General features: G+C 72.0%; 22 protein-coding genes and 2 pseudogenes. 19 read left to right on the top strand and 5 right to left on the bottom strand.

What is annotated here, in order from left to right; all coding sequences use genetic code 11:
* The first annotated feature begins 209 nt into the window (after positions 1–209).
* Both ACIOFR_RS36420 and ACIOFR_RS36425 read left to right on the top strand, forming a co-directional pair.
* Positions 210–590 carry a universal stress protein gene (locus ACIOFR_RS36420; protein ID WP_401004206.1) on the top strand — a complete coding sequence of 127 codons (381 nt, stop codon included), beginning with the start codon at positions 210–212 and terminating at the stop codon, positions 588–590.
* A 50-nt stretch (positions 591–640) separates the two neighbouring features.
* Positions 641–817 (top strand): annotated as a pseudogene (locus tag ACIOFR_RS36425) (universal stress protein); the annotation flags it as partial.
* Between the two features lie 72 nt (positions 818–889).
* Here the strand turns inward: ACIOFR_RS36425 and ACIOFR_RS36430 are convergent.
* On the bottom strand, positions 890–4,510 hold the full coding sequence (locus tag ACIOFR_RS36430) for a hydantoinase B/oxoprolinase family protein (RefSeq protein WP_401004208.1): 3,621 nt from the start codon (positions 4,508–4,510) through the stop codon (positions 890–892).
* Positions 4,511–4,646: 136 nt separating this feature from the next.
* Between ACIOFR_RS36430 and ACIOFR_RS36435 the strand changes: the two genes are divergently transcribed.
* On the top strand, positions 4,647–5,813 hold the full coding sequence (locus ACIOFR_RS36435; RefSeq protein WP_401004210.1) for an NAD(P) transhydrogenase subunit alpha: 1,167 nt from the start codon (positions 4,647–4,649) through the stop codon (positions 5,811–5,813).
* Between the two features lie 88 nt (positions 5,814–5,901).
* Here the strand turns inward: ACIOFR_RS36435 and ACIOFR_RS36440 are convergent, their stop codons facing one another.
* On the bottom strand, positions 5,902–6,543 hold the full coding sequence (locus ACIOFR_RS36440; protein WP_401004212.1) for a PhoU domain-containing protein: 642 nt from the start codon (positions 6,541–6,543) through the stop codon (positions 5,902–5,904).
* Positions 6,544–6,980: 437 nt separating this feature from the next.
* On the opposite strand from ACIOFR_RS36440, the gene ACIOFR_RS36445 reads away from it, so the two are divergent.
* The 4 genes from ACIOFR_RS36445 (at position 6,981) to ACIOFR_RS36460 (ending at position 11,684) form a co-directional block, all read left to right on the top strand.
* Positions 6,981–7,490 carry a flavodoxin domain-containing protein gene (locus ACIOFR_RS36445; RefSeq protein WP_401004213.1) on the top strand — a complete coding sequence of 170 codons (510 nt, stop codon included), beginning with the start codon at positions 6,981–6,983 and terminating at the stop codon, positions 7,488–7,490.
* Between the two features lie 25 nt (positions 7,491–7,515).
* The gene (locus ACIOFR_RS36450) at positions 7,516–7,710 is read left to right on the top strand and encodes an ATP-binding cassette domain-containing protein (protein ID WP_401004215.1); all 195 of its coding nucleotides are present in this window, start codon (positions 7,516–7,518) and stop codon (positions 7,708–7,710) included.
* Positions 7,711–8,256: 546 nt separating this feature from the next.
* Complete coding sequence (locus ACIOFR_RS36455) at positions 8,257–11,001, top strand: GNAT family N-acetyltransferase (protein WP_401004217.1); 2,745 nt, start codon at positions 8,257–8,259, stop codon at positions 10,999–11,001.
* Positions 10,998–11,684 carry an HPP family protein gene (locus ACIOFR_RS36460; RefSeq protein WP_401004219.1) on the top strand — a complete coding sequence of 229 codons (687 nt, stop codon included), beginning with the start codon at positions 10,998–11,000 and terminating at the stop codon, positions 11,682–11,684. Before ACIOFR_RS36455 ends, ACIOFR_RS36460 begins: the two co-directional genes overlap by 4 nt.
* 24 nt (positions 11,685–11,708) lie before the next feature.
* Here ACIOFR_RS36460 and ACIOFR_RS36465 read toward each other — a convergent pair whose 3' ends face one another.
* Entirely contained in the window at positions 11,709–13,133 is a 1,425-nt protein-coding gene (locus tag ACIOFR_RS36465) for an MBL fold metallo-hydrolase RNA specificity domain-containing protein (RefSeq protein WP_401004221.1), read from the bottom strand.
* A 162-nt stretch (positions 13,134–13,295) separates the two neighbouring features.
* Between ACIOFR_RS36465 and ACIOFR_RS36470 the strand changes: the two genes are divergently transcribed.
* Positions 13,296–13,991: a CBS domain-containing protein gene (locus tag ACIOFR_RS36470; protein ID WP_401004223.1), complete on the top strand. Its 696-nt coding sequence runs from the start codon at positions 13,296–13,298 to the stop codon at positions 13,989–13,991.
* Positions 13,992–14,069: 78 nt separating this feature from the next.
* Here ACIOFR_RS36470 and ppsA read toward each other — a convergent pair whose 3' ends face one another.
* Complete coding sequence (ppsA, locus tag ACIOFR_RS36475) at positions 14,070–16,436, bottom strand: phosphoenolpyruvate synthase (RefSeq protein WP_401004225.1); 2,367 nt, start codon at positions 16,434–16,436, stop codon at positions 14,070–14,072.
* 313 nt (positions 16,437–16,749) lie between these two features.
* Here ppsA and ACIOFR_RS36480 point away from each other — a divergent pair, with 313 nt between their 5' ends.
* From ACIOFR_RS36480 to ACIOFR_RS36495, 4 genes and pseudogenes are all read left to right on the top strand, one after another.
* Positions 16,750–17,247, top strand: coding sequence for a cyclic nucleotide-binding/CBS domain-containing protein (locus ACIOFR_RS36480; protein ID WP_401004227.1), 498 nt, complete (start codon positions 16,750–16,752; stop codon positions 17,245–17,247).
* On the top strand, positions 17,219–17,821 hold the full coding sequence (locus tag ACIOFR_RS36485) for a CBS domain-containing protein (protein ID WP_401004229.1): 603 nt from the start codon (positions 17,219–17,221) through the stop codon (positions 17,819–17,821). Before ACIOFR_RS36480 ends, ACIOFR_RS36485 begins: the two co-directional genes overlap by 29 nt.
* 988 nt (positions 17,822–18,809) lie before the next feature.
* Positions 18,810–19,132: pseudogene (locus tag ACIOFR_RS36490) on the top strand (response regulator transcription factor); the annotation flags it as partial.
* Positions 19,133–19,209: 77 nt separating this feature from the next.
* The gene (locus tag ACIOFR_RS36495) at positions 19,210–19,533 is read left to right on the top strand and encodes an SHOCT domain-containing protein (protein ID WP_401004230.1); all 324 of its coding nucleotides are present in this window, start codon (positions 19,210–19,212) and stop codon (positions 19,531–19,533) included.
* A 457-nt stretch (positions 19,534–19,990) separates the two neighbouring features.
* Here ACIOFR_RS36495 and ACIOFR_RS36500 read toward each other — a convergent pair whose 3' ends face one another.
* Positions 19,991–20,155 (bottom strand): hypothetical protein, encoded by a 165-nt coding sequence (locus ACIOFR_RS36500; RefSeq protein WP_401004232.1) that lies wholly within the window; start codon positions 20,153–20,155, stop codon positions 19,991–19,993.
* 330 nt (positions 20,156–20,485) lie between these two features.
* Here ACIOFR_RS36500 and ACIOFR_RS36505 point away from each other — a divergent pair, with 330 nt between their 5' ends.
* From ACIOFR_RS36505 to ACIOFR_RS36535, 7 genes are all read left to right on the top strand, one after another.
* On the top strand, positions 20,486–20,740 hold the full coding sequence (locus ACIOFR_RS36505) for a DUF1918 domain-containing protein (protein ID WP_401004234.1): 255 nt from the start codon (positions 20,486–20,488) through the stop codon (positions 20,738–20,740).
* Positions 20,741–20,859: 119 nt separating this feature from the next.
* Positions 20,860–21,411 (top strand): universal stress protein, encoded by a 552-nt coding sequence (locus tag ACIOFR_RS36510; protein WP_401004236.1) that lies wholly within the window; start codon positions 20,860–20,862, stop codon positions 21,409–21,411.
* Positions 21,306–21,893: a universal stress protein gene (locus ACIOFR_RS36515; RefSeq protein WP_401004238.1), complete on the top strand. Its 588-nt coding sequence runs from the start codon at positions 21,306–21,308 to the stop codon at positions 21,891–21,893. The genes ACIOFR_RS36510 and ACIOFR_RS36515 overlap by 106 nt, the downstream gene beginning before the upstream one ends.
* On the top strand, positions 21,890–22,933 hold the full coding sequence (locus ACIOFR_RS36520) for a zinc-dependent alcohol dehydrogenase family protein (RefSeq protein WP_401004240.1): 1,044 nt from the start codon (positions 21,890–21,892) through the stop codon (positions 22,931–22,933). The genes ACIOFR_RS36515 and ACIOFR_RS36520 overlap by 4 nt, the downstream gene beginning before the upstream one ends.
* A gap of 312 nt (positions 22,934–23,245) precedes the next feature.
* Positions 23,246–23,698 carry a pyridoxamine 5'-phosphate oxidase family protein gene (locus tag ACIOFR_RS36525; protein WP_401004242.1) on the top strand — a complete coding sequence of 151 codons (453 nt, stop codon included), beginning with the start codon at positions 23,246–23,248 and terminating at the stop codon, positions 23,696–23,698.
* Between the two features lie 91 nt (positions 23,699–23,789).
* Entirely contained in the window at positions 23,790–24,443 is a 654-nt protein-coding gene (locus ACIOFR_RS36530; protein ID WP_401004244.1) for a hypothetical protein, read from the top strand.
* Between the two features lie 109 nt (positions 24,444–24,552).
* Positions 24,553–25,233: a helix-turn-helix domain-containing protein gene (locus ACIOFR_RS36535; protein ID WP_401004246.1), complete on the top strand. Its 681-nt coding sequence runs from the start codon at positions 24,553–24,555 to the stop codon at positions 25,231–25,233.
* Positions 25,234–25,369 lie beyond the last annotated feature (136 nt).

Genomic DNA, 25,369 nt, shown 5'->3' on the forward strand with positions numbered 1-25,369 from the left:
CATCCGCATACCTCACACACCACCGGATACAACCACCGCAGCGAGCCCGTCAGGCAATTCGGGACAGTTCACCCTGACGAGCCGAAGTCAGTAACGCGCCCACCGGGCAGGAGACCAGGCTCACCCGGGACGCCGGTGAGGAGGCGCTCGGAGCGGCGCGTGAATAGGCCGGGCTGCACCGTCCAGGTCTCGCGGTCACCACGCAGCTGGTGGACGACCATGCGCGCGATGCCCTGCTCGCGGTGTCGGAGGTGGCGGGCCTGCCCGTACTCGGGGCGCGCGGCTCGGGCGGATTCTCGCGTCTGCTGGTCGGCTCGACGAACCTGTATGTCTCCTCTCACGCCCTGTGCCCAGTCGTCGTGGTTCACTCCGCCGACGTCCGGTCGACGGCTGGCGGCGTGCTGGTGGGAGTGGACGGGGAGAACGGCAGCGACGGCGCGTTGACCTTCGCCTTCGAGACCGCAAGCAGGAGGAAGCTGCCGCTGCAGGCCGTCCACGCCTGGAGCTATCCCCTGTCAGTGGGCCGGGTCACGCGTTCGCAGCCGTGTACGAGGAGGAGCACATTGCCACCGAGCGGGAACGGTTGCTGACCGAGGCACTTGCCGGCAAGCGCCACCAGTAACCCGATGTCGAGGCGACCGAAGTCGCGCTGCGCTCCGGCGCGGCACGGCTGCTGGTGACTCTCTCCGAAGCCCATCAGCTAGTGGTGGTCGGGCGCCACGGCGCGGTACGCGGGCCCATGCGGCGGCTCGGCTCGGTGAGCCAGGCCGTTGTGCAGCACGCGCACTGCCCGGTCGCGGTGGTACCGGTGGGATGAGTCGGCCGCCGGTCGGGACCGACGACGCGGGGCCTGGCGGCCGGGAAGGAGTGGAAAGCGAGCCGGGCGCCTTCAGCCGGTGCCGCAGCCACCCCCGCCGGGGGTCTCGATCACCAGCACGTCTCCTGCCTTGAGGTCGGCGCGGTCGCAGCCGTCCAGGCGCAGGATGCTGCCGTCTGTGCGCTCCACGCGGTTGACGCCCAGGGCGCCGGGCGATCCGCCTGCCAGGCCGTATGGGGCTACCCGCCGGTGTCCGGACAGGATGCTCACCGTCATCGGCTCGCGGAACCGGATCCGGCGGATCGCTCCGTCGCCTCCGTGCCACCGCCCCGACCCTCCGCTGCCGTGCCGGATGGCGAACTCCTCCAGCAGGACGGGCAGGCGCCATTCGAGCACCTCAGGGTCGGTCAGCCGGGAGTTGGTCATGTGCGTCTGCACCACCGAGGCGCCGTCGAAGCCGTCACCCGCTCCGGAGCCGGAGGCGACCGTCTCGTAGTACTGGTGGTGCTCGTTGCCGAAGCTGACGTTGTTCATCGTGCCGGACCCCTCGGCCTGGGATCCCAGCGCTGCGTAGAGCGCGCCGGTGATCGCCTGTGAGGTCTCGACGTTCCCGGCGACCACGGCGGCCGGGTAGCCGGGTGCGAGCATCGAGCCGGGCGGGATGACGATGTGCAGCGGGCGCAGGCAGCCGTCGTTGAGGGGGATGTCGTCGGCGACGAGGGTACGGAAGACGTAGAGCACGGCTGCGGTGACCACGGAGGACGGTGCGTTGAGATTGGTGCCGAGCTGCGGCGAGGTGCCGGTGAAGTCAACGGTGGCGCGCCGCCGTTCACGGTCGACGGAGATCCGTACCGCGATCACCGCCCCGGAATCCGTCTCGTAGCGGTAGGCGCCGTCGGCGAGGGAGTCGATGACGCGGCGGACCGCTTCCTCCGCGTTGTCCTGCACGTGCCGCATGTAGGCCTGCACGACGTCCAGGCCGAAGTGGTCGATCATCCTGGTGACCTCGTCGACTCCCTTCCGGTTGGCGGCGATCTGCGCCCTCAGGTCGGCGAGGTTGGTCGCCGGGTCCCTGGAGGGGTACGGCGCCTCGGTGAGCAGCCGTAGCGTCTCGGCCTCGCGTAGTGCGCCGTTCTCGACCAGCAGCCAGGTGTCGAAGAGGACGCCTTCCTCGTGGATCTCGCGGCTGTTGGCCGGCATCGAGCCCGGGGTGAGGCCGCCGATCTCGGCGTGGTGGCCGCGGGAGGCGACAAAGAAGAGGATCTGCCGGTCATCTGCGTCGAACACCGGTGTCACCACGGTGATGTCGGGCAGGTGGGTGCCTCCGTGGTAGGGGTCGTTGACCGCGTAGGCGTCGCCAGGATTCAGCGCTCCGGCGCGGCGGCGGATCACCTCCTTGACGGTGGCGCCCATGGACCCCAGGTGCACAGGGATGTGAGGGGCGTTGGCAATGAGGTTCCCGTCCGGGTCGAAGAGCGCGCACGAGAAGTCCAGCCGCTCCTTGATGTTGACCGACTGCGCCGTCGACTCCAGCCGTGCGCCCATCTGTTGGGCGATGGCCATGAAGAGATTGTTGAAGATCTCCAAGAGCACGGGGTCGACCTCGGTCCCGACGCCGGCCTCAGCGCGTGCGGTCACCCGCTCCGCCAGCAGGTGGCCGACGGGTGTCATCGTTGCCTGCCACCCCTCGTCCACCACCGTGGTCGCGCCGGCCTCGGCGATGATCGCGGGGCCGGTCACCGTGTCACCGGGCCGCATGGCCGCCCGCTCCAGCAGCGGGGCCTCGCGCCAGGTCCCGCGCGTATACAGCCGTACGGCCCCTGCTTCGCTGCTGAAGCCCGGTCCGCCGAGGTGGCCAAGGTCGGGTTGTTTGGTGAGCCCGGTCGCCTCGACGGAGAGGGCCTCGATGACGATCGGACGATCCATCAGGAACGAGTAGGTGGCGCGGTGGCTCGTCTCGAAGGCGGCTGTCATGGCATCCGGCTCCGCCAGTTCGACCGCGACGGTGGTGTCGGTACCGTCGTAGCGCAGCTGCGCGCGGCGGCTCACCCGGATCCGCTCGGGTGGCGTCCCTTCGTCGAGCAGCTCCGCGCGCGCCGTCGATTCGAGGTCGTCCGCGACGGCCTGGACCCGCGGCATTGAGGCCGGTTCGAGCGGGCTCTCCACGGACTTCTCGCGCATGACCGTGGTGTCGGCGAGGCCGATGCCGAGTGCGGAGAGCACCCCGGCCATGGGGGGCACGAGTACGCTGCGGATGCCCAGCGAGTCGGCCACCGCGCAGGCGTGCTGGCCGCCCGCACCGCCGAACGTGGTCAGCACGTAGCGGGTGACATCACGGCCCTGCTGCACGGAGATCCGCTTGACTGCGTTGGCGATGTTCACCACCGCGATCTGGAGGTAGCCCTCGGCGACCTGCTCGGGCGAGCGCCGGTCACCGGTGCTCGCCCGGATCTCGGCGGCGAGCTCGGTGAACCGCCGGCGCACCAGGTCACCGTCTAGCGGCTGGTCGCCGGATGCTCCGAACACGTGCGGGAAGTGCGCGGGCTGGATGCGGCCGAGCATCACGTTGGCATCGGTGATGGTCAGCGGGCCACCGGCACGGTAGGATGCCGGGCCCGGGTCCGCGCCCGCCGAGTCGGGCCCGACCCGCAGCCGGCTGCCGTCGAAGTGCAGGACGGAACCGCCGCCGGCGGCCACGGTGTGGATGGCCAGCATCGGTGCGCGCAGCCGCACCCCGGCCACCTGGCTGGTGGACGACACCCGCTCGTACGCTCCGGCGAAGTGGGACACATCGGTGGAGGTGCCGCCCATATCGAAGCCGATCACCCGGTCGAAGCCGGCGAGTTGCGACATCCGCACCATGCCGACGATGCCGCCGGCCGGGCCCGAGAGGATCGCGTCCTTGCCGCGGAAGTGGCCCGCCTCCGCGAGGCCGCCGTTGGACTGCATGAACATCAAGCGCACGCCCCGCAGTTCCTCGGCGACCTGCGTGACGTAGCGGCGCAGCACCGGAGACAGGTAGGCGTCGACCACGGCTGTGTCGCCGCGCGGAACCAGCTTCATCAGCGGGCTAGCCTCGCTGGAGAGCGACACCTGCGGGAAGCCGAGCTGCTCGGCGAGGCGGCCGATGGCCTGTTCGTGCGCGGGGTGGAGGTAACTGTGCAGGCAGACCACCGCCACTGAGCGGATGCCGTCCTCGTGGACGCGCCGCAGGTCTTCGCGCAGCCGGTCGAGATCCGGTGCGCGCAGCACGGTGCCCTCGGCCGTGATCCGCTCGTCGACCTCGATGACCCGCTCGTAGAGTGGCTCGGGCAGGGTGATCCGGCGGCCGAAGATGCGTGGCCGGTTCTGGTAGCCGATGCGCAGCGCGTCGCCGAAGCCGCGGGTGATCACCAGGGCGGTTCGCTCGCCCGTGCGCTCCAGCAGGGCGTTGGTGGCCACCGTCGTGCCCATCCGTACCACGTCGATCCGGGCTTCGGCCAGTGGCCGGTCCGGGGGCAGGCCGAGCAGTGCGCGGATCCCTGCCACCGCGGGATCACGGGTGGGACCGCCGCTCCCGGCCGAGCCCGGGGGGCGCCTCGGGGTGTGCGACAGCAGCTTGTGCGTCATCAGCCGGCCGTCCGGGCTCAGCGCGACGACGTCGGTGAAGGTCCCGCCGCGGTCGACCCAGAACTGCCAGCCCTTGTGTTCCACGCCCGGCTCCCTCCGCCGCCCGGCGCGATGGCCGTTTCCGCAGCGTGTCGTGGTCGAGTATCCGACCGGGCGATCGAGCAAGGCAAACGCGACATACTGGAACGTGTCGGCTTCCTCCGGACGGAGGTGACGGGTCATGGTGGCCACCACGGTCGGCGTCTACCGGGAAACGGCGCCGGGTGAGCGGCGGGTCGCGCTCGTCCCCGATCTCGTCAGCACCGTCAGAGCCCTCGGCCTGGACGTCATGGTGGAGAGCGGAGCCGGCGCGGCGGCCTGGTTCGCCGACGACGACTACACCAGGGCCGGCGCCGACATCGTCCCGCGCGGCGAGCTGTTCCGCCGTGCGGATGTCCTCGTCGGGGTCCAGGCCCCCAACGTCGAGTTCCCCGACCCGTTCCGGAGCGGGCAGACGCTGGTGGCGCTCCTGCGGCCGACTCGGATCCCCTTCCTGATCCGCCGCTGGGCGGACGAGGGCGTCACCGCGATCAGCCTCGACCTGGTCCCGCACGCGCTGAGCGCCGCGTACCCGGTGGACGCCGGCTCGTCCCAGGCCAGGATCGCCGGTTACCGGTCAGTCCTTCTCGCGGCCGGCGTCCTGAGCCGCTGCCTGTCGCCGTGGGGCTCGGCTGCGGCGGTCTTCGCACCCGTACGGGTGCTGGTCGTGGGTGCCGGGGCCGCCGGGCTGCAGGCGATCGACACAGCCCGCCGCCTCGGCGCGGTCGTCCATGCTCACGACCTACGTCGCCGTTCACGGGAGGAGATCACCGCGCTGGGCGGCACCTTCCTCGACCTACCCGATCTCTGGCCGGCCGCCGACGACGCGGAATTCGTCCGGGCGCTCGACACCGGGCAGGCCGCGCTGCACCGGGGCCTGGCCGCGGTGCTCCCCCTCTTCGACATCGTCATCGCGGCGGTCGAGCCCCCCGGCCTGCCCGCGCCGACCCTGATCACCACCCGGGCGATCCGGGCCATGCGCCCCGGCTCGGTCGTCGTCGACGTGACGGCCGGACCGCTGGGCGGGAACGTCGAGTCGGCTGAGCCGGACACCACAACCCAGGTCGGTGACCAGGTCACGGTGATCGGCGCGGGCAACCTTGCGGCACAGGTTCCGACGACTGCGTCGACTGCCTATGCTCACAACGTCGCCGCGCTGCTCGAACGCCTGGCGCACGGGGGATCCCTGACGATTGAACCGGCTGACCCTCTGCAGGCCGCGATCGTGGTGACACACGACGGCAGCGTCCTGCACGCTCCCACCTGGCAGATGATCCTCGACACGATCGCCGTGGCCGGTCTGCCCTGAACGGACCATGCTCTCCGGCCCGGTCCGGCGACCATCCTGATCGTTCGGCCGACGCCTGGGACCGTCAGGCTACGGGCCCGACTGTCGTTCAGCCAGCCAGATTGGAGTCGGCGAAGAAGGCCGCGTGGCGGGCCATGGACACGGCGTGGCTCGCGCATCGCTCGTAGTAACAGCTCAGCAAGGTCGCATCGGCGATGTCGCCGAGCTCGGCCTGGTCGGCTTCGGAGAGCATCTGCCGATACAGTAGCTGCTGGCGCTGGGCGATCTCGTGCATGCCTCCGAGAAGGTCGGTGACGGTCTCGGATTCTGTGGACTCCAGCACGTCACCCGCCATGGCGACCATGGTCAGGGCGAGGTTGCCCATGCCTCGCAAGGGGAGCCGCAGCCGTGCCGGCAAGGGCTGCCCCGACTGCCGCGCCCAGGCGAGCGCGACCAGCTGTCGGGCGAGAGCCGCCAGGCATTCCACATCGGTGCCGACGTGGACGCCGACGACGATCGCGCGCAGGTCAGCCGTCGGCGAACCGTCCGGCAGCACGGCAGAAGCGTCGTCCTCGATTTCCTCGCGGAGCTCGTGCAGCGCCTTCTCGGCGGCCGTCGCGTTCTCAGTGGCCGTGTCGGCCGTGTCGAGCAAGGCAGCAGTGGCTTCGCCCAGCGCCTTGTGTGCGAGCCGGATCATCGCGGCCAGGTCTCCCAGCAGCCGACCCGACTGGCACTGGCCGGTCTCAGACATCAGCCACCACCTCCTGCTCCGGGACACCAGCCCCCTCACCGACCGCATCTGCGCGGTTGGATCTCTGCCGGCCGGTACGGAGGCGACCGCCTGAGCGTGCGCCGTGTCCCATGCCTCCCTTCAAGTCTCACACCGCTCCTGCGGACGGCAAGGTGCAAGGTGCCGATCGGTCCGGACCGGGAAGAGCCGACCAGGTAGAAGCGGGAAGGGAGGCCGCGTCGACTGCAATCGGTCGGTCCCGCGCCACGGACGGCTCTGCGGATCGGGCTTCCCATGCCTCATCTCCCCAGGACTGGGCCCCGCCGACGGTAGCGGCAGGGCCGACCGGCCCCGGGAACAGGGCGCGCGGCCCTGGCGCCGATGCGTTGCACGGGCCCAGGCTGGACCTGTCGGCAGTACCGACCGGCAGCCGCACCCGGCACCCACAGGAGGGCGCCATGAAGCAGCAGAAGATCCTCGTGGCCTACGGCAGCAAGCACGGCGCCACCACCGGCATTGCCCGGGAGATCGGTCGTACGTTGGAGCAGGACGGGTTCGACACGGACGTCGTCCCCGCCTCCGACGTCCAGGACGTGACGCAGTTCGACGCAGTCATCCTCGGCAGCTCGCTCTACGCAGGTCACTGGCAGCGCGATGCCTTGAGCTGCGCCGATCGCAATGCCGAGGCGCTGGCCCACCGCCCGGTCTGGCTGTTCAGCAGCGGCCCGGTGGACAGCTCAGCCGAGCAGCAAGAGATCCCGCCGGTGCCCGGCGCGGCAAAGGCGATGGAGTACCTGCAAGCCCGCGGGCATGTCACCTTCGGCGGCAGCCTCACCTCCGAAACCCCTGGCTGGATCGCCCGCACCCTGGTCAAGCACGGCAAGGGCGGCGACTTCCGAAACCCGGAGCACATCCGGACCTGGGCCCACGAGATCGGGAACCAGCTGCGCTCCCAGAACTCGGCGTGACACAGAGGAGGGAAGGAGCGCGTTCATGCCCGCCTCGGAGCCGGCGATCGAGATCACCTCGCTGACCATGCGCTACGGGCGGACGGGCAGCGTCGAGCAGCTCGACCTCACCGTGGCCGCCGGCGAGGTCCTCGGCTCCCTCGGGCCGAACGGTGCCGGCGAGACCACCACGCTGCGCTGCCTGATCGGCCTCCTGGGGCCCACCGAGGGGCAGGTCTGAGCACTGGGCCTGGACCCCGTCACGGACCACCGCCGACTCGCCCCCGCCCTCGGCTATCTGCCCGGCGAGCTGCGCCTCTACCCCGAACTGACCGGACACCAGCAGACCTCCAGTTGCTCGCCGATCTGCAGGGTGCTCCCATGCCCCGCCGGTCCTGGGCGTGGTCGTCTTCGAGGCCCTCGTCTTGGTCGACGGAGGCCGGCCGCGACTCCAGGTACTCGAGGTAGATGGCGGCCATCCCGGACCTCGCCGCCACCTGCTCACGGGTGAGGCCCAGCTGCTCACGGCGGTGTGCGACGCGGTGGCCGACGGGCCCCTTGTCCGGCTGACAGCCACGGCTTCCGCCTCCTCACGCTCATCGTTCGCTCGGCCGGGCACCTGGGACCAGGGCCATTCGGGACCGAAGACATCGCAAGGCGCCCCGACACAGGTGTCCCCGGCTCATCGGCGGGCCGACCGGCCCTGGCGTGGTGCCTTGGTGCGGGCGGACGCTGGAGTTGACCCGCCACCGGGTGACTGCCGTGCCCGGACCGAGGGAGCCGACAGATGTCCACCGCCCAGCGCTTGCCGTCCGCCGCCGAGGCCCTGCTGGCCGACGGCACCACCGCGATCATCCGGCCGCTCGGACCGGAGGACCATGCTGCCGCGCTCGACCTGCACGCTGTGCGCATGTCCGAGGCGAGCCGCCGGATGCGCTTCCTCGGCGTCAGCCGCCTGGCACCGCAGCTCGCTGCCGACCGGCTGTGCGGGCCGCCCCGGCCCGGCTTCCTCGCGCTGGGCGCCTGGGCCGGCGACGAGCTGGTCGGAGAGGCCGACTACGAGGCCGAGGCGGGCCGCACGCACACCGCGGAGCTGGCCCTGTCCGTGGCGGACGCCTGGCAGCACCGAGGCGTGGGGACCCTCCTGATCGAGCACCTGGTCCACGCGGCCCGCGAGCGCGGCATCCACGCCATCGAGGCCGACACCCTCGCCGGCAACAGGGCCGTCCACAAGGTCTTCTCCGACCTCGGGCTGCCCGTCCACCGCCACCTCTCGCAGGGCGAGATCCGGGTGCGCGTCCCGCTCGACGAGTCCGACGAGCACTATCGCGCCGCCGTGGACGAGCGTGGGCGCGCCGCCGACGTGGCCAGCCTCGCCGCGCTGCTACGGCCCGCATCGGTCGCGGTGGTCGGAGCCTCCCGGCGGCCCGGGTCGGTCGGCCACGCGGTCCTGCTCAAGATCCGCCAGGGCGGATTCACCGGCACGCTGTGGGCCGTCAACCCGCATGCCGAGACGGTCGCGGGCGAGCCGGCCCATCCGTCGGTCGCCGCCCTCCCGGAGGTGCCCGACCTCGCCGTGCTGGCCGTCCCGCCCGCCGCGGTGGCGGGCGTGGCACAGGAGTGCGGCCTGGCCGGTGTCCGGGCCCTGGTGGTCCTCACCTCCGGCCTGGACGCCGCCACCGCCCGGCAGCTGATGCGGGCCTGTCGGCGTCACAGTATGCGCCTGGTCGGACCGAACAGCCTCGGCATCGCGCAGACCGACCCGCAGGTCCGCCTGGACGCCGAGTTCGGCGGCATGTTCCCGCTGCCGGGCACCGCCGGGGTGGCCGCGCAGTCGGGCGGCGTAGGGATCGCCCTGGTGCAGCGGCTCGCCTGGCTGGGTATCGGCGTCTCCAGCTTCGTCTCGCTCGGGGACAAGTACGACGTCAGCGGCAACGACCTGCTCCAGTGGTGGGAGAGCGACGGTACGACCGACCTGGCCCTGCTCCACCTCGAATCGTTCGGCAGCCCCCGCGCCTTCGCCCGCACGGCCCGACGGGTCACGCGCAGACTCCCGGTGCTCACCGTGGACGCCGGGCGGTCCGCCGCCGGACGCCGCGGCGCCGCCTCGCACACGGCCGCCGCCGCCACCCCGACCGTCACCCGGGAGGCCCTCTTCCGCCAGGCCGGCATCACCGCCGCCCGCAGCATCGCCGAACTGGTCGAGACCGCAGCCCTCCTGCACAGCCAGCCACTGCCCGGCACCCGCGGCACCATCGCCGTGGTGTCCAACGCCGGCGGCATCGGCATCCTGGCCGCCGACGCCTGCGCCGAGGCGGGCCTGAGCCTGCCGACGCTGCCCGCCGACCTTGCGGCCGAGCTGCTCGGCCTGCTCCCCGCCGGCGCGAGCGCCACCAACCCCGTGGACACCACCGCGGCCGCCGACCCAGCCGAACTGCGCCGGTGCGTGGACGTACTGGTGCGCGGCCGTGCCGTGGACGCCCTGCTGGTCTGTCTGGTGCCGACCGCCCTTGCCGTGAACGCCGATCAGGACCCGGTCCGCGCGCTGCTGGACGCACCCGCCCGGAGGAAGATCCCGATGGCCGCCGTCCGGGTCAGCCAGGAGGTGCCGATCCGGTACCTCACGTGCGCGGACGGCGGGCAGCTCCCGGTCTACGCCGACTCCGGTGCCGCCGCCCGGGCCTTCGCCCACGCGCGTGACCGGGCGCGATGGCTGGCCGAACCGGCCGGCCCCGAGGCCAAGGCCAGCGGTACCGACCCCGAGGCGGCCCGGCGGCTCGCCGAAGGCCTCCTCGCGGCCCGGCCCGAAGGCGGCTGGCTCGACCCCGCCGCAACCGCCCAGCTCCTCGAGTACTACGGGCTCCCGCTCACCACGTCCCTCTGGGCCCCCGATGAACATGCCGCCGTCGTCGCCGCGCAGTCCCTGCGTCCGGCCGGCCACGACGGCAAGGTCGCGCTCAAGGCCTACTGGCCGGAGCAGGTCCACAAGAGTGCGGTCGGCGCGGTCCGTACCGGCCTGGAGCTGGACAGCGAAGTCCGCACGGCCTACCGCGAGTTCAGCGAGCGCTTCGGTGACCGGATCGCCGGAGTCGTCGTGCAGCCGATGGCCGGGCCCGGTCTCGAACTGCTCGCCGGCATCACGAAGGACCACGTCTTCGGCCCCCTGGTCGTCCTCGGCCTGGGAGGCACCGCCACCGACGTCCTCGACGACCGCTCCACCCGGCTCGCACCACTGACCGAACGCGACCTCACCACGATGGTCACCGAACTGCGCAGCGCCCCGGTGCTCCTGGGCCGCCCGGGCGCGCCACCGGTCGACCTGGCAGCCGTGCAGCGGGTGCTCGCCGCACTGTCCCGCCTGGCCACCGACCTCCCGCAAGTCGCCGAGGCCGACCTCAACCCCCTGATCGCCGGGCCCGACGGACTCGTCTGCGTCGATGCCCGAATCCGCCTGGAGCCTCTGCCCGACTTCGACCCGTACCTGCGCCGACTGCGCCGGCCGCCGGGCGAGGGCGCCCCGGAGGAACGATGAACCACAGCATGCTCGACGGCACGCCCAGCGAGTCCTTCGCCGACCCCGGCACCGCGCGGGCCATCGGCAGCGCCCCGGTCCGCGACCGGATGACCCGGCCCGCCATCACCGTCGTCCCGACCTCCGACTTCGCCACCATGGTCACAGCGATCACCGCGTCCCGGCGCGATGTGCTGCCCGTGGTCTCGCCCGAAGGAGCGCCGATCGGCGTGGTCTCGGCCTCGGACCTGCTCGCCGCCTACGCGGGCGACGAGACCGGGCGCGACCGACGGGCCGAGCTCACCGCAGGCGACCTGATGACCTCCCCGGCCGTCACCGTGGCGCAGGACCGGTCCGTCGGTGAAGCCGTCCGCCTCGCCCGCCAGGCGTGCGTGCACCACCTCCCGGTCGTGGACGGCGACGGCCGGCTGATCGGGATGCTCTCACCGCACGACCTGCTGGACTCGCTGCGGACGGACGACGAGGCGATTCGCACCGAGGCACTCGCCCTGGCCCTCACCCCCGGATCCGGAGTGGTGCCCGGATCGCTGCGTGTCCGGTGCGAGCGCGGCCACGTCGTCCTGGCGGGGCGCACCCGCTCGCGTGCCGACGCCGCCGCCCTGTGCCTGCGGGTCGCTGCCGTCGCCGGCCTCACCGACCACCTCGGATGGGACGTCGACGACGTCACGGCCGACACCACCTGAGCGGGCCCGCCCCGGCGGGCCCGCTCAGCGTACGAGCACGCGCTCACCGGGGCGGGGGACCACCGCGGTCCAGCCGAGCTCCCGGTCGATCCGGTCACGCAGCGCCCGCGAGCCCTCCGGTTCGCCGTGCACCAGGTAGGTGGCGCTCGGGGGCGGGGCGGCCCGCAGCCAGTCGATCACCTCGGAGGCGTCGGCGTGGGCCGAGAAGGCGGGCACGTTCACGATCTCGGCGCGGACCGGCACGTAGGTGCCGTACATCTTGAGCACCTTGGCGCCGTCGAGCAGGTTGCGGGCCCGGGTGCCGGCCGCCGCGTAGCCGACGATGACCACGGTGTTGCGGGGGTCGGGCAGCAGCCGGCGCAGGTGGTGGACGACCCGGCCGCCGGTGGCCATACCGGAGGCGGAGACCAGGACCGACGGCATGCTGGAACGCTCCAGGGCGAGCGATTCCTGCAGTGAGCGGATCAGTGAGAACGGTTCCGGATCGAGGGCGGCCTCACCGTCGTCTAATACGTCGGGGCGCAGTTCGGGGGACCGGGTGGCGAAGGCGTCGCGGTAGATCTGCAGGGCGGCGAGTGCCATCGGGCTGTCCACGTAGACCGGGGCTCCCGCCGGCAGGCGCCCGGAACGTCGCAGTTCGGCGAGCTGGTGCAGGACGACCTCGGTGCGGTCGACGGCGAACGACGGGATCACGACGGTGCCGCCCCGCGCCACGGTGCGCTCGATCGCACCGGCGAACCACTCGCGGGCGGCGGTCTCCTCGTGGTGGCGGTTGCCGTAAGTGGACTCCATCAGCAGCACGTCGGCGCCGCCGTACGGCTCCGGCGGGCGCAGCAGAGGATGCACGGGCCGGCCGAGATCGCCGCTGGCGGCCAGGGTGTGCCCGTCCTCCAGGGTCAGGTGGGCCCATGCGGAGCCGAGGATGTGCCCGGCGTGGTGCAGCCGCAGCACGGTGCCCCCGGTGACCTCGATGTCGGCGTCCAGCGGGACGGGGTCGAACATCTCCAGGGTGCGTTCGACGTCGTCCTCGTCGTACAGCGGCTCGGCCGGCCGGTGCTTCGACCAGCCGTGCTTGTTGGCGTGGTCGGCGTCCTCGCGGAGCAGGTGCGCGCTGTCGCGCAGGATGACCTCTGCCAGGCGGGCGGTGTTCGAGGTGGTCAGCACCGGACCGCGGAAGCCGCCGCGGACCAGACGCGGCAGATAGCCGCAGTGGTCCAGGTGCGCGTGGGTGAGGACCACCGCCTGGATGTCCGCCGGGTCGAGCGGCAGCGGGCGCCAGTTGCGGCGGCGAAGCTCGGCAAGGCCCTGGAACAGGCCGCAGTCGACCATGATCCGGGCGTGGTCGGTCTCCACCAGGAACTTGCTGCCCGTCACGGTGCCGACCCCGCCGAGGAAGGTCAGCAGGCCGGGGCGGGGCTCGGGGTGAGGGGTTCTGACGACTGCCGTCATGGCGACCTCCCTGTGGCGTGGCCCGGATTCCCATCGTGACACCGCGTCTGCCCGGTGTCCCGGGCCGCCCCGGCCGGGGTTGCTGGACCGAACGGCCCTGTGCCGGGTGGGTACCGGGGCGGAGAGTGGGGGTACGGCATGACCTGCGAAGGGGTGAGGACCATGCAGCACCGCAGCGTCCAGGACGTGATGACCCAGGAGGTCGTCACCGCCGGGCCCGGTACGGCGTTCAAGGAGATCGCCGCGCTCTTCCACCGCAACGACATCACCGCGATTCCGGTGGTCGACGAGCACCGGCGGCCGATCGGCATGGTCTCGGAGGCCGACCTGATCCGTAAGGAGGCCGTCCTGCCGGACCCCGAGGGGGCCGCTCCCGGCCGCTGGCTGGATGCGCACGACCGTGCCCGGGCGGAGGCGGAGACCGCCGGCGGGCTGATGACCAGCCCGGCCGTCACCGCCCGTCCGGGCTGGACGATCCCCGAGGCGGCCCGTGCGATGGACCGGCACAAGGTGAAGCGGCTGCCGGTGGTCGACGAGGTGGGCCGGTTGGTCGGCATCGTCAGCCGCCGCGACCTGCTCCAGGTCTTCCTGCGCCATGACGCCGCCATCCGGGAGGAGATCGGTCACGACGTGTTCGGCCAGACCCTCTGGCTGGCCCCCGGTGAGGTCCAGGTGACGGTGCAGGACGGGGTGGTGACGCTCGGCGGGCGGTTGCCGCGGCGGAGCCTGATCCCGATCGCGGAGCAATTGTGCCGGGCGGTCGACGGCGTGGTCGCCGTGCACCAGACGCTCGACTGGACCGAGGACGACACCGACGTCCCGGTGGAGCACCCCCACGCCTACCACGCGGGACGGTGACTTCGAGACGGACGAGGACCGTGAACCCGGAGCGACGACCGGCGCCGGAGAACGCCTGCACGAGGCGCGCGGGTCCGGTCACCGGGGATTGCCTTCCGCCGCCGCGACGTGGTGCTTGACGGCGGCGAAGCTGTCCGGTGTCACCGAGACGGAGTCGATACCGGCGTCGACCAGGAATCCCGTGAAGTCCGGGTCATTGCTGGGGCGTTGTCCGCAGAGGCCGACGGTGCGGCTGGCCGCGTGGGCAATCGCGATCAGGCTCTGGATGCTGCGGGTGACAGCCGGATTCCGCTCGTCGAAGAGGTGCGACAGCAGTTCGGAGTCGCGGTCGATGCCCAGGGTGAGCTGGGTGAGGTCGTTGCTGCCGATCGAGAAGCCGTCGAACCGCTCCGCGAACTGCTCGGCCAGCAGGATGTTGGCCGGGATCTCCGCCATCACGTTGACCCGCAGTCCGTTCCTGCCACGGGCCAACCCGTCATCGGCCATCACGGCGAGCACGCGGTCGGCCTCCTGCGGAGTCCGGCAGAACGGGATCATCACCACGACGTTGGTGAGCCCCATCCCGTCCCGGACCTTGCGCAGCGCCCGGCATTCGAGGGCGAATCCCTCCCGGTAGCGCTCGTCGTAGTAGCGGCTCGCACCACGCCACCCGATCATCGGGTTGGCCTCGACCGGCTCGAACGGCCCGCCCCCGATGAGACGGGCGTACTCGTTGGACTTGAAGTCGCTGGTCCGCACCACCACCGGGTCCGGCCAGCGGGCGGCGGCGATCCGGGCGACGCCTTGCGCCAGCCGGTCGACGAAGTACTCCGAACGGTCGCGGTACCCGCTGCTGAGTTCGTCGACCAGGCGGCGGTCCTCGGGGGAGAGTCGCTCGGGGTGCACCAGGGCCATCGGGTGCACCCGCACCTGGTGGGCGACCATGAACTCCATCCGGGCCAGTCCGACGCCGTCGGCCGGCAGGCGCCACCACCGGAACGCGGCGGCGGGATCGGCCAGGTTCAGCATCACCTTCGTCCGGGTCCGCGGCAGCGAGCCCAGATCGATTTCCGACTCCTCGTAGTCGACCCGCCCGGCGTAGACGTGTCCTTCGGCGCCCTCGGCGCAGGAGACCGTGACCTCCTGACGGCCCGCCAGGACGGTGGTGGCCCGGCCGGTGCCCACCAGCGCGGGCACGCCGAGTTCCCGGCTGACGATCGCCGCGTGCGAGGTGCGGCCGCCGTGGTCGGTCACGATGGCGGCCGCCCGCTTCATCAGAGGCTCCCAGTCCGGATCGGTGATCGCCGTGACCAGGACCGAGCCGGCGGGGAACCGAGCGAGGTCCACCGGACTGTCCAGGCCGCACACCGGACCCACGCCCACCGCCTCACCGACGGCGATCCCGTCGATCAGCCGCTTGCCGCCGCCCGTCAGCCGGAAGCGGCGCAACACGGCACCGTGCTGCCGGGACTGAACGGTCTCCGGCCTGGCCTGCACGATGAACAGCTGTCCGGTCCGGCCGTCCTTGGCCCACTCCAGGTCCATCCCGCACCCGTAGTGCCGCTCCACCGCCACCGCCCACCCGGCCAGCCTGCGGACCTCGGCGTCGTCGAGCACCCGGCCGGCCCGCTCCTCGGGTGACGTCTCCACGGTGCGGGTCAGACCCTCGTCGGCGTACACCGCCTTGCTGCGCTTGGCACCCAGGGCGGCCTGGAGGACCGGGTTCAGCGCGTCGTCCTCCAGGAACGGCTTGAACACCGTGTACTCGTCGGGCTCGACCTGCCCGCTGACCACCGTCTCCCCGAGCCCCCAGGCCGCGCTCACCACCACCACGTCCGGGAAGCCGGTCTCGGGATCCAGCGTGAACATCACCCCGGCCCCGCCCAGATCCGATCGGACCATCAGCTGGACCCCCACCGACAGGGCGACCGACAGGTGGTCGAAACCGAGACGCTCCCGGTAGTCGATCGCCCGGTCGGTGAACAGTGAGGCGAAGCAGCGCCGACAGGCGTCCAGCAGCGCGTCACGGCCCCGGACGTTCAGAAACGTCTCCTGCTGCCCGGCGAAGCTCGCCTCGGGAAGGTCCTCCGCAGTCGCACTGCTGCGCACCGCCACATCGGGCTCGGTCCGTCCCGCCCCGCGCGCCAGTTGTTCGTAGCAGGCGGTCAACTCCCGCTCCAACCCGGCCGGCAGACCGGTGGCCAGCACGGCAGCGCGCACCGTAGCTCCGACCTCGGCGAGGTCCGCACCCACGTGCAACCGTTCGAGGTGCGCACGGATCCGTCCGCCCAGGCCGCCGGTGTCCAGGAACTCCCGGTAGGCATCGGCGGTGGTGGCGAACCCGTCGGGCACCCGGACGCCCGCCGGCGCCAGATGCCCGATCAGCTCGCCCAGCGAGGAGTTCTTTCCCCCGACCACGCCGACGTCCTCGCGCCGGAGGTCGGCGAACCAGATCACACGGCGCATCGCTGCTCCCAGGGTTCGGAACGGAGACGGACAGCCGGACCGGAACACGACCTGACGCCGGTCCGTGACGGCATCGTCGAGACCTCGGAGCCCTGACACGGCGCATCGCCCGCCGGCTCCAGCACATCACCGGTGCGGCCCACCCACCAGGGCCGACCGGCCCACCTGCCCGGTACCGGCCAGCCCTGGCCCTGACCCGGTGCCGGAGGTTCTCCTGGAGACCGAGCCTGCCGCCCGAGTGCGCCGAGGCACTGCACGGTCCTCACGACCACCGGCACCCGCCCGAGATCCCGATCACCCTGGAGCACGAGCGATGCGAGTCGCCGACCTGATGATCACTCCACCGATTGCCGTGCGGCCGTCCGCGACCGTGCGGCAGGCAGCCCGCCGCATGGAGGAGGAGGCGGTCGGCTGCGTGCTCGTCGCCGATCACGCCACCCTCCAGGGCATCCTCACCGACCGTGACCTGGTCGTCCGGGCGCTGGCCCCGGGCGCCGACATGGAGACACCGGTGTCCGACTTCATGTCCGCCCCCGCCGTCACGGTGGCCGCGACCGACGACCTGGAGACCGCCTACCGGGCCTTCCGCCGGACCGGGGTGCGCCGACTTCCGGTGCTGGACGGGCCCCGGCTGGTGGGGCTCCTCGCCGTCGACGACCTCTTCCTGGACGTCCTGCAACGCCTCTCCGACCTACTGGGACCGGTCTCCTTCAGCGCTCTCCGGGAAGGAAGCGCCGGCCCCGGCCCCGCAGTACACCCCCCGATCCCCTCAGGAGCACGCCATGACACGCCAGTGGAGCACCGTCGGTGAGGTGATGACGCACGCCGTCGTCGCCGTGGGCCGCGACGCGACCTTCCGGGAAGTCCTGGACACGCTCCAGCAGTGGAAGGTCAGCGCGGTGCCCGTCCTCGCCGGTGACGGCCGGGTGATCGGCGTCGTCTCCGAGACCGATCTGCTGACGACCCGGGACCGGGAACCCGGACGCGTCGAGGCGTTCACCGCCGGCCAGATGATGTCGGAGCCGGCCGTCACCGTGCACACGCAGAGCCCGACGGCGGAGGCCGGCCGGGCTATGGCCCGCGGCCATCTCAAACGGCTCCCCGTAGTTGACGAGGAAGGCTTCCTGGTCGGCATCGTCAGCCGGGGTGACCTGCTCAAGATCCACCTTCGGACCGACGAGGATCTCGCCGGCCACGTGAGAGTCGAACTCCTCGCAGCGCTCCACCCCACGCAGGCGGCGGCAGTCGACGTCCGGGCGGAGGAGGGAAGGCTCATTCTGACCGGCACCCTGCCCGACCCGTCGACTCTGCCCGTCCTGGAACGTCTGGTCCGGTCCGTCCCCGGCGTGGTGGACGTCGATGTCAGGGCTGTCGCCCCTGCGTGACGTCCTGGGCGTCCGGCGTGATCCGCCCCTGCCGCGGTCACCGTGCCGGGCCGATGCGTGCGCGAAGGTTGTGGAACTGCTTGGTCTGCACGGCGAGATGGGCGGGTTCCCAGAACAGCAGGTCCAGCGGGCCGGTGAGCAGGCGCGGACGGCTTCGCCCCCGGGCGCGGACGACCAGGCAGGTGCTGCCGCCACCGACCGGTTCGAGGTGGAAGCTCCAGATCGAGGAGACGAACGCGCGGGGTGCCGGACCCCCGGCCGGATCGAACGGGAGGCCGGAGGCAGTCGCAGGTCGGCACGCAGTACCAGCGTCCGTTCCGGTACGAGCTCCGCGACCGTGAACCAGCTACGGCCGCCGGACGTCGAGCTCAGCCGCTGCCCCACGGCCAGGTGCTGCCGCCGTGGGACGATGCGGTCCGCACTGGGCCGTCCGCCGTTGTCCAGCCGGTTCCAGCTGTACCAGCCCGCGCGGTCGCAGCCCATCTGCGCCAACCACGGCCACACCTCAGCCCGTGGCGCGGGAAGGGTTGCGGCCATCGTCGACGTGCTGTTCGCGTCCGGGACCAGCTCGTCCCCGGGGTACGCGCGTTCGGCCTCGTCGTGCGTCACTCCCCAGGCCAGCAGGTGAGGCCGGAAGAGGAGGCCGTGGACGGCGAGGACGACCACCGATCCGAGGGCGACCCGTCCGACCGCGGTCCGGTGTCCGCTCACACTCCGAGCGTTGCGCCTCCGGCGCACAGCCGCCAGTGACACGGCTACCGGGCGTCGCCCGGTTGGGCGACCAGCTGACACTCAGCACGACCGGCCGCCTGGCTCGAAAGGGCGTTCGCCCTCTCCGCGGTGCGCCGTGCGTGCGTCGGTCGGCCAGGGTCCATCGGGCCACCTCGGCGATCACCCGGGTTGGTACGTTCCCGTCGGCTGCTGCGGCCGGGCCGCGCCCCGGGGACAATCGAGGCAGGTGTCCGCCGTCCGGTTCAGGAGACGATCGATGGACGAGACCGAGGCCGGCGCGTCCCGGCAGCCCCTGCGGGTGTTCCTGCTGGACGACCACGAGGTGGTCCGGTGCGGGGTGCGGGACCTGCTGGAGGCCGAACCCGACATCGAGGTCGTCGGTGAGGGCGGTACCTGCGCACAGGCGCTGGCCCGGGTGCCCGCCCTGCGGCCCCGGGTCGCCGTGCTGGACGTAGGGCTGCCCGACGGCAACGGGGTGACCGTCTGCCGCGAGCTGCGCGACCGGGTGCCCGCGCTGGTGTGCCTGAGCTGACCTCGTTCGACGACGACGAAGCACTGCTGGACGCGATCATGGCCGGTCCCAAGGCGGGCTCTCCCGGCGGGGTGCACCGTGGGGAGTGAGGCAACAGCCTCGCCCGCACGATTGGGAGCCCGCGATGAGGTACTGGAACGACCACGACATGGGAGGCTGGGGCTTCGGCCTCATGATCATCAGTGTCCTGCTGCTCCTGGGGCTGCTGGTCGTCGTCGCCATCGCCGTCACCCGTCACCCGTCACCCGTCACCCGTCACCCGTCACCCGTCACCCGTCACCTCGGTCACCTGCCCCGGCAAGGCCCGCCCAACCCCCAGGCGGCTCCGCCGCCGTCGCCGGAACGGCTGCTCGCGGAACGCTTCGCCCGGGGCGAGATCGACGCCGACGAGTACCGCCACCGCCTGGACACCCTGAGATCCGGCTCCGCCGGGCCGGTATCCGGCTGATCTCCGCCGCGGCCCTCCAGGGTGCCACCCGCTTCATCGAGCACCCTGAGGCGTCGGAGCGGGTACTGGGGGCCATCGACGACCTCGACGACCTTGACGAAACGGTGCGGACGATCCGCTCCAGCATCTTCGGACTGCGGGCCGGAGACCGTGGAGCGGCCGCTCAGGGGCTGCGCGAGGGTGGTCGCCACGGTCGTCCGAGCAGCCGCCGGACTCGGCTTCGCCCCGACCTGAGGATGGACGGCCTGCTGGACCTCCGAGTGCCCCCGCCGGTCGCCGACGCGCTCGTCGCCGTCCTGGGGTGCGGGCGCGGAGCCTCGACGGGAGCTTCCGGGCCGGTGGGGGACCCGGCGGTGGGACCCGGCTGGTGTGGCGGGTCCCGCTTCCCGCCCCGGAACGGCGGTCGTGAGCCGGTCGGATCCGCACGTGGACCCCTCCGACACGAACTGGCGCGGAGTCAGCCCGTGACCAGGACGGCGACCCCGGTGGCCCGGTCGGCCGCCAGGTCCGCCAGTGCTTGGTCGGCCCGGTCCACGGCGTACCGACGGACATGGACGACCGGACGGTGGAGCGCCGCCTCGGTCAGGTAGGCGCGGCCGTCCGCTCGGGGGTTGGCGGTCACGCTGCGAAGGTTCTCGCTCCTGGAAGAGGTGCCGCTGATAGTCGAACACGGGGATGTCGGATCGTGCGGGTAGGGCCGCCATCGGACGTCGACCTCGCCCGCTCCTTCCCCGTGTTCCCTCAGGGGCCGGAGCTCCCTCGGGGTGGTCGTCGCGGCCGGGGGCACCCACTTCATCGTCCACCACTCCCGGCACCACCGGATCAGGGCCGGAAGGCCCACGATCGGGCCTGGAGGACCCACGCTTCGGTCCGGCGCCGCGAGGCAGGATGAGATCGTCCGGGCAGGGCAGGTCCGCCCGGCTGCCTGCACACAAGGGAGGTCAGAACCGAAATGAAAGCAGCAGTGGGGGACCGGCTGATCATCGAGAGCCCGGTCCTGGGAACTCCCAGCCGGGACGGTGAGGTCATCGCCCTGCACCACGCGGACGGCACCCCGCCCTACGACGTCCGCTGGGCGGACACTGGGCGGGTCACCGTGGTCTTCCCTGGGCCGGGCGCCCATCTCCACCACTTCGGGCACACCCGGCATCCCCGGCCGGGATCCACCACCGCAACCGGTCAGGCCGAGCGGGCGGCCGACAGCTGACGGTGCCGGTTGCCGGTGCGAGATCGCCGTCCGCGGATCGACAGTAGGGCAGCGCTCCCGGTTCCGAGGGGCGTTCCGACTTGCTGGCGCCTCGCCTGCACGGAGCGAAGGAGCATGTCATGGCACATCCAGTGATCGTCGGGGTCGACTATCCCGAGAGCGCGGGCGCGGCCGTCGACTGGGCCGCGGACGAAGCCCGGTCCCGGGGGATGCGCCTGCACCTCGTCCACGCGTGGCTGTGGGAGCCGGATCAGGCCCCGGAGTCGCTGGACGCCGAGGCGGCCCGGCGTACGGGCGAGGACGCACTGCGGGTGGTTGCCGAGCGGGCTGTGGCCCGGCACCCGGACATCGACGTCAGCAGCGGATTCGTGGACACGAGCCCGCGCGAGGCGCTCGTCGCGCTCAGCGCCGAGGCCGGCGTGCTGGTGCTGGGCTCACGGGGGCCGACGGCTTCCAAGGGCTGCTCGTCGGGTCCACCAGTCTGCACGTCGCTGCGCACGCCGCCTGCCCTGCCGTCGTCGTCCGGCCACCCGGTGCCGAGGCGACAGAGGGCATCGCGGTCGGGGTGGAGGGACGCGAAACGCCCGATGATCTCCTCGAGTTCGCGTTCGACAGTGCCCGCAGGCACGGCCTGCCGCTGCGGGCGATCCATGCCTGGAGCTACCCGCTGATCCTCGGCCCGGGTCACGCGCTCCCGCCCGTGTACGAGTCCGGCCACGTGGTAGCCGAGGAGCAGCGGCTCCTCGCCGAGGTCATGGCCGGTTGGCAGGAGAAGTATCCCGATGTGCCGGTTGTGGAGGATGCCGTACGGGCCGGGCCCGCCCGACACCTGGTGGCCCTGTCGAAGACGCACCGGCTGGTCGTGGTGGGCCGCCACGGCACCCCGGAGGGTCCGTTCGGCCGCCTCGGTTCGGTCAGCCAGGCCGTCGTCCACCACGCCCACTGTCCGGTTGCCGTCGTACCCCCGCCGGGTCCCCGGCCCCAGAACGTGCACTTTGGACCCGCGGACGGCACGTGTGCGTCGAACCCGGGGTGGGCCCGGCCCTGGTGGCCCCGGTCCCCGGACCGACCGGCCCTACGGCGTGGTGCCGGAGGTCGCGCACCATCGGAGGTGAGAGCCACCTTCGATGACGCGGAGAGTGATCGGGCATGAAGGCACTCACTTATCACGGCCCCGGCCGTCGCACCTGGGACGCGGTACCCGACCCGGCCGTCGTCGACCCGGAGGACGCCGTGGTACGAGTGGACGCGGTGACCATCTGTGGCACCGATCTGCACATCCTCAAGGGTGACGTCCCCGAGGTCACCGACGGGCGCGTCCTCGGCCACGAGGCCGTCGGTACCGTCGCCGAGACCGGACCGGGCGTCAGGACGGTTGCGCCCGGTGACCGCGTCCTGGTCTCCTGCATCGCCGCCTGCGGACGCTGCGCATACTGCCGGACGGGGACCTACGGCCAGTGCACCGGTGGCGGTGGCTGGATCCTCGGCCACCTCGTCGACGGCACCCAGGCCGAGTACGTCCGCACCCCCTTCGCGGACAACTCCCTCCACAAGCTGCCCGCCGGGGTCACGGACGAGACGGCACTCCTGCTCGCCGACATCCTGCCCACCTCCTACGAGGTCGGCGTCCGCAAGGGCGAGGTCGGCCCCGGAGACACCGTCGTGGTCGTCGGCGCGGGTCCGATAGGGCTGGCCGCGATCACGACCGCCAGGCTCCTCAGCCCCGCCCGAATCATTGCCGTGGACCTCTCCACCGGCAGACTCGAGGCCGCGGAACGAGCCGGCGCGGACGACACACTCAGGGTCGCGGACGACACCGACACGGCGATCCGCGCTCTGAGCCCGGACGCCCTCGGCGCCGACGTGGCCGTCGAAGCCGTCGGCGTCCCCGAGTCCTTCGAGCTCTGCACCCGTGTCGTCCGCCCAGGCGGACGGGTCGCCAACGTCGGCGTCCACGGCAGACCCGCCACACTCCACCTCGAAACCCTGTGGATCAAGAACATCACCATCACTACGGGCCTGGTCGACACCAGCAGCACGCCGCTGCTCCTGCGCATGGTCGCCGACGGGCAGCTTGACGTCTCCGCCCTGGTGACCCACAGGTTCGGCCTGGACGAGATGCAGGACGCCTACGACGTGTTCGCCGACGCGGGCGGGAACAACGCCCTCAAGGTGGCCCTGTTCAGGACCTGACCGGCGGTGGACGGCCTGCCGCATCCGGTAGCGGTTCCGGTGCACCCGCCGGACCGGAACGGAGCCGCCTTCGTCAGCCGCAGCGGCGGGCGCCACGTATGGGGGCGAGTAGGGCCGGTCGGCGCACCTTGCAGCCCGACGGACCCCCGCGCCGGGCGCCAGGTACACGGCACGCTGGCCGGTAGGTGGCGAGCTTCGGCCCGTTGAACTCACCGAAGGAGACCGGCTTGATGTGCACGAAGTCCTATGGCGACCCGTCCTGTGACCCCGTCGAGGCCTGCCGCTGCGGCCCCGCCCGTCGGAGGTAGCCCGATGGCTCGCGATGACACCCCGCTGCACGGCGATTCCGCTGACGAGCGTACCGGGGACCGCCCCGGTACCGAGGAATGCAGGCGGGAGGAGAGCCTGGACCTGCTCCGGCAGACGGCGATCGGGCGTCTCATCCACACCTATGACGCGATGCCGGCTGTGACTCCCTCCTGCTTCACCCTGGACGGCCGTGGCGAGGTGGTCGTTCCCTTGCCGGCGAGCTGGCGGGAGGACCTGATGGACGGGGAGGTGGTCGGCTTCCAGACGGACCGCTTCGACCAGCGGACGCTCCGAGGATGGACCGTACTCATCGTCGGTAGGTCCCACCAGGTGACCGACCCCGCCGCGGTCGAGGACCTGCACCACCGGGGCCCCCGTCAGTGGGGGCACCAGCCGGCCAGGGGCTATCTGACCGTCCACCCGGAGTTCGTCATCGGCCGGCGGTTCGGATCATGATCCGACCAGCACACCTCGGGCTTCCGCCCGCCCCGGCCGCCGAGCAGCGGAAGCCCGTCATCCCCGGAACGTCGCCGGAGAGGAGACAGCCATGGCACCCGGAGCGCCCAGGACCACGGGCGACGCCCTCAGGAGCCCTCTGCGACGGCACATCCGGAGAGCGGCAGGCCGGGAGACGAATCCTCTGAGCCGCCGCAGTGACGTTCAACGCAGCCGTATCGCCATCGCCCTGACGCTCGCCCTGGCCGTCTCCCTCGCCCTCGCGATGCTGACGGCCCTCGACGTCCTACGGATCGACCAGCGACAGGCACGGTACGAGGGACAGCACCGGCACCGGACCATGGCGACCACCGTCGCAGCACCAGTGCCGGACGTGCCCGGCACGCGCACCGGGACGGGGGGCTTCCACGCGCAGGCGGTGTGGCAATTCCCGCTGGCCACGTACGGCAGCGGTCCGGTCGAGGTCGCTCCGACCGCCGGCGCGGGAACCGAGGTCGCCGTCTGGGTCGACGACCACGGACGGGCTGTATCAGCACCGCTGCCGGGAACGGAGGCCGTCACAAGGGCCGTCCTGGCCGGGGCCGGAGCCATGGTCGCGCTGTCCGGCGTGGCGCTCACGGGCTACCTGCTCGGGCGCCGTGTGATCGACCGGACGGTGTCGGCGGCCTGGGAGACGGAGTGGGAGGGTGTGGAGCCCCGGTGGTCCGGCCGTCCGCGGCACCACCCGGAGGTCGGCGACCAGTGATTGACCGGCGACCAGTGATCGACCGCGCCGCACGGTCCGTGGCCTGGAGAAACCGGCAACGCCGTCCCGCGCCACCGGTGGCATGCTCGATCGCAGGAGGAAGACCGTCATGAACGAGAGAAGTGCCCAGCGCGAGACATCGGGCGGAAGCCCCATCGATCCCGCGGACATCGCCCGGCGCATCGCGCTGCGCGCCCGGCAGCTCGGCCTCACCCGTGAGGAGCTGGTGACCCGGGCCGGAATGTCCCTCCGGTATCTCCAGCACTTGGAGGAGCTGGGCGAGGGTTTCGACCAGGGCTCCGTTCTGCGGCTGGCCGCAGCGCTGCAGATGCCCTACGGCGAGCTCCTGGAGGGGCGGACCGATCTCCCGCCGGGGCAGCCCCCACCTGGACCGCACCCCACACTGATGAAGCTCACCCTGGAGGAGTGCTGGGACCGGCTGTCCGACCACGGCATCGGGCGCGTGGCCATGTCATCGCAGTCCGGCCCCGCCATCCTCCCCGTCAACTACCTCGTCGATGCGCACTCGATCGTCTACCGGACCTCCCGAACGGGGGCCGCCGCGGCTGTCGAGGGAACGGAGGTCGCCTTCGAGGTGGACCACGTGGACGAAGCCGACAGTGAAGGCTGGAGCGTGCTCGTGGTCGGCACGGTCGAACGGATCGACGACAACTCCGCGACGCGGCTCGCGGCTCAGCCCGGAGCGGAGCCCTGGGCAGCCGGCATTCGCGATCTCTGGGTACGGATCGTGCCGACCCGGGTGACCGGTCGGCTGATCAGTACATCGTGACCGGGCCTCGTCACCCAGAGGGAACCGACAGGGCGCCTCGACGGAACGTCAGCCTGATCCGAGCGTGGACAGGGCGGCCCGACCGAGACGGATCTCGGCGCGGAGAAGGCCAGGCGTGCCGCGTTCCTCGGGCGGT

Source organism: Kitasatospora sp. NPDC088346 (assembly GCF_044740765.1).
GTDB lineage: Bacteria > Actinomycetota > Actinomycetes > Streptomycetales > Streptomycetaceae > Kitasatospora.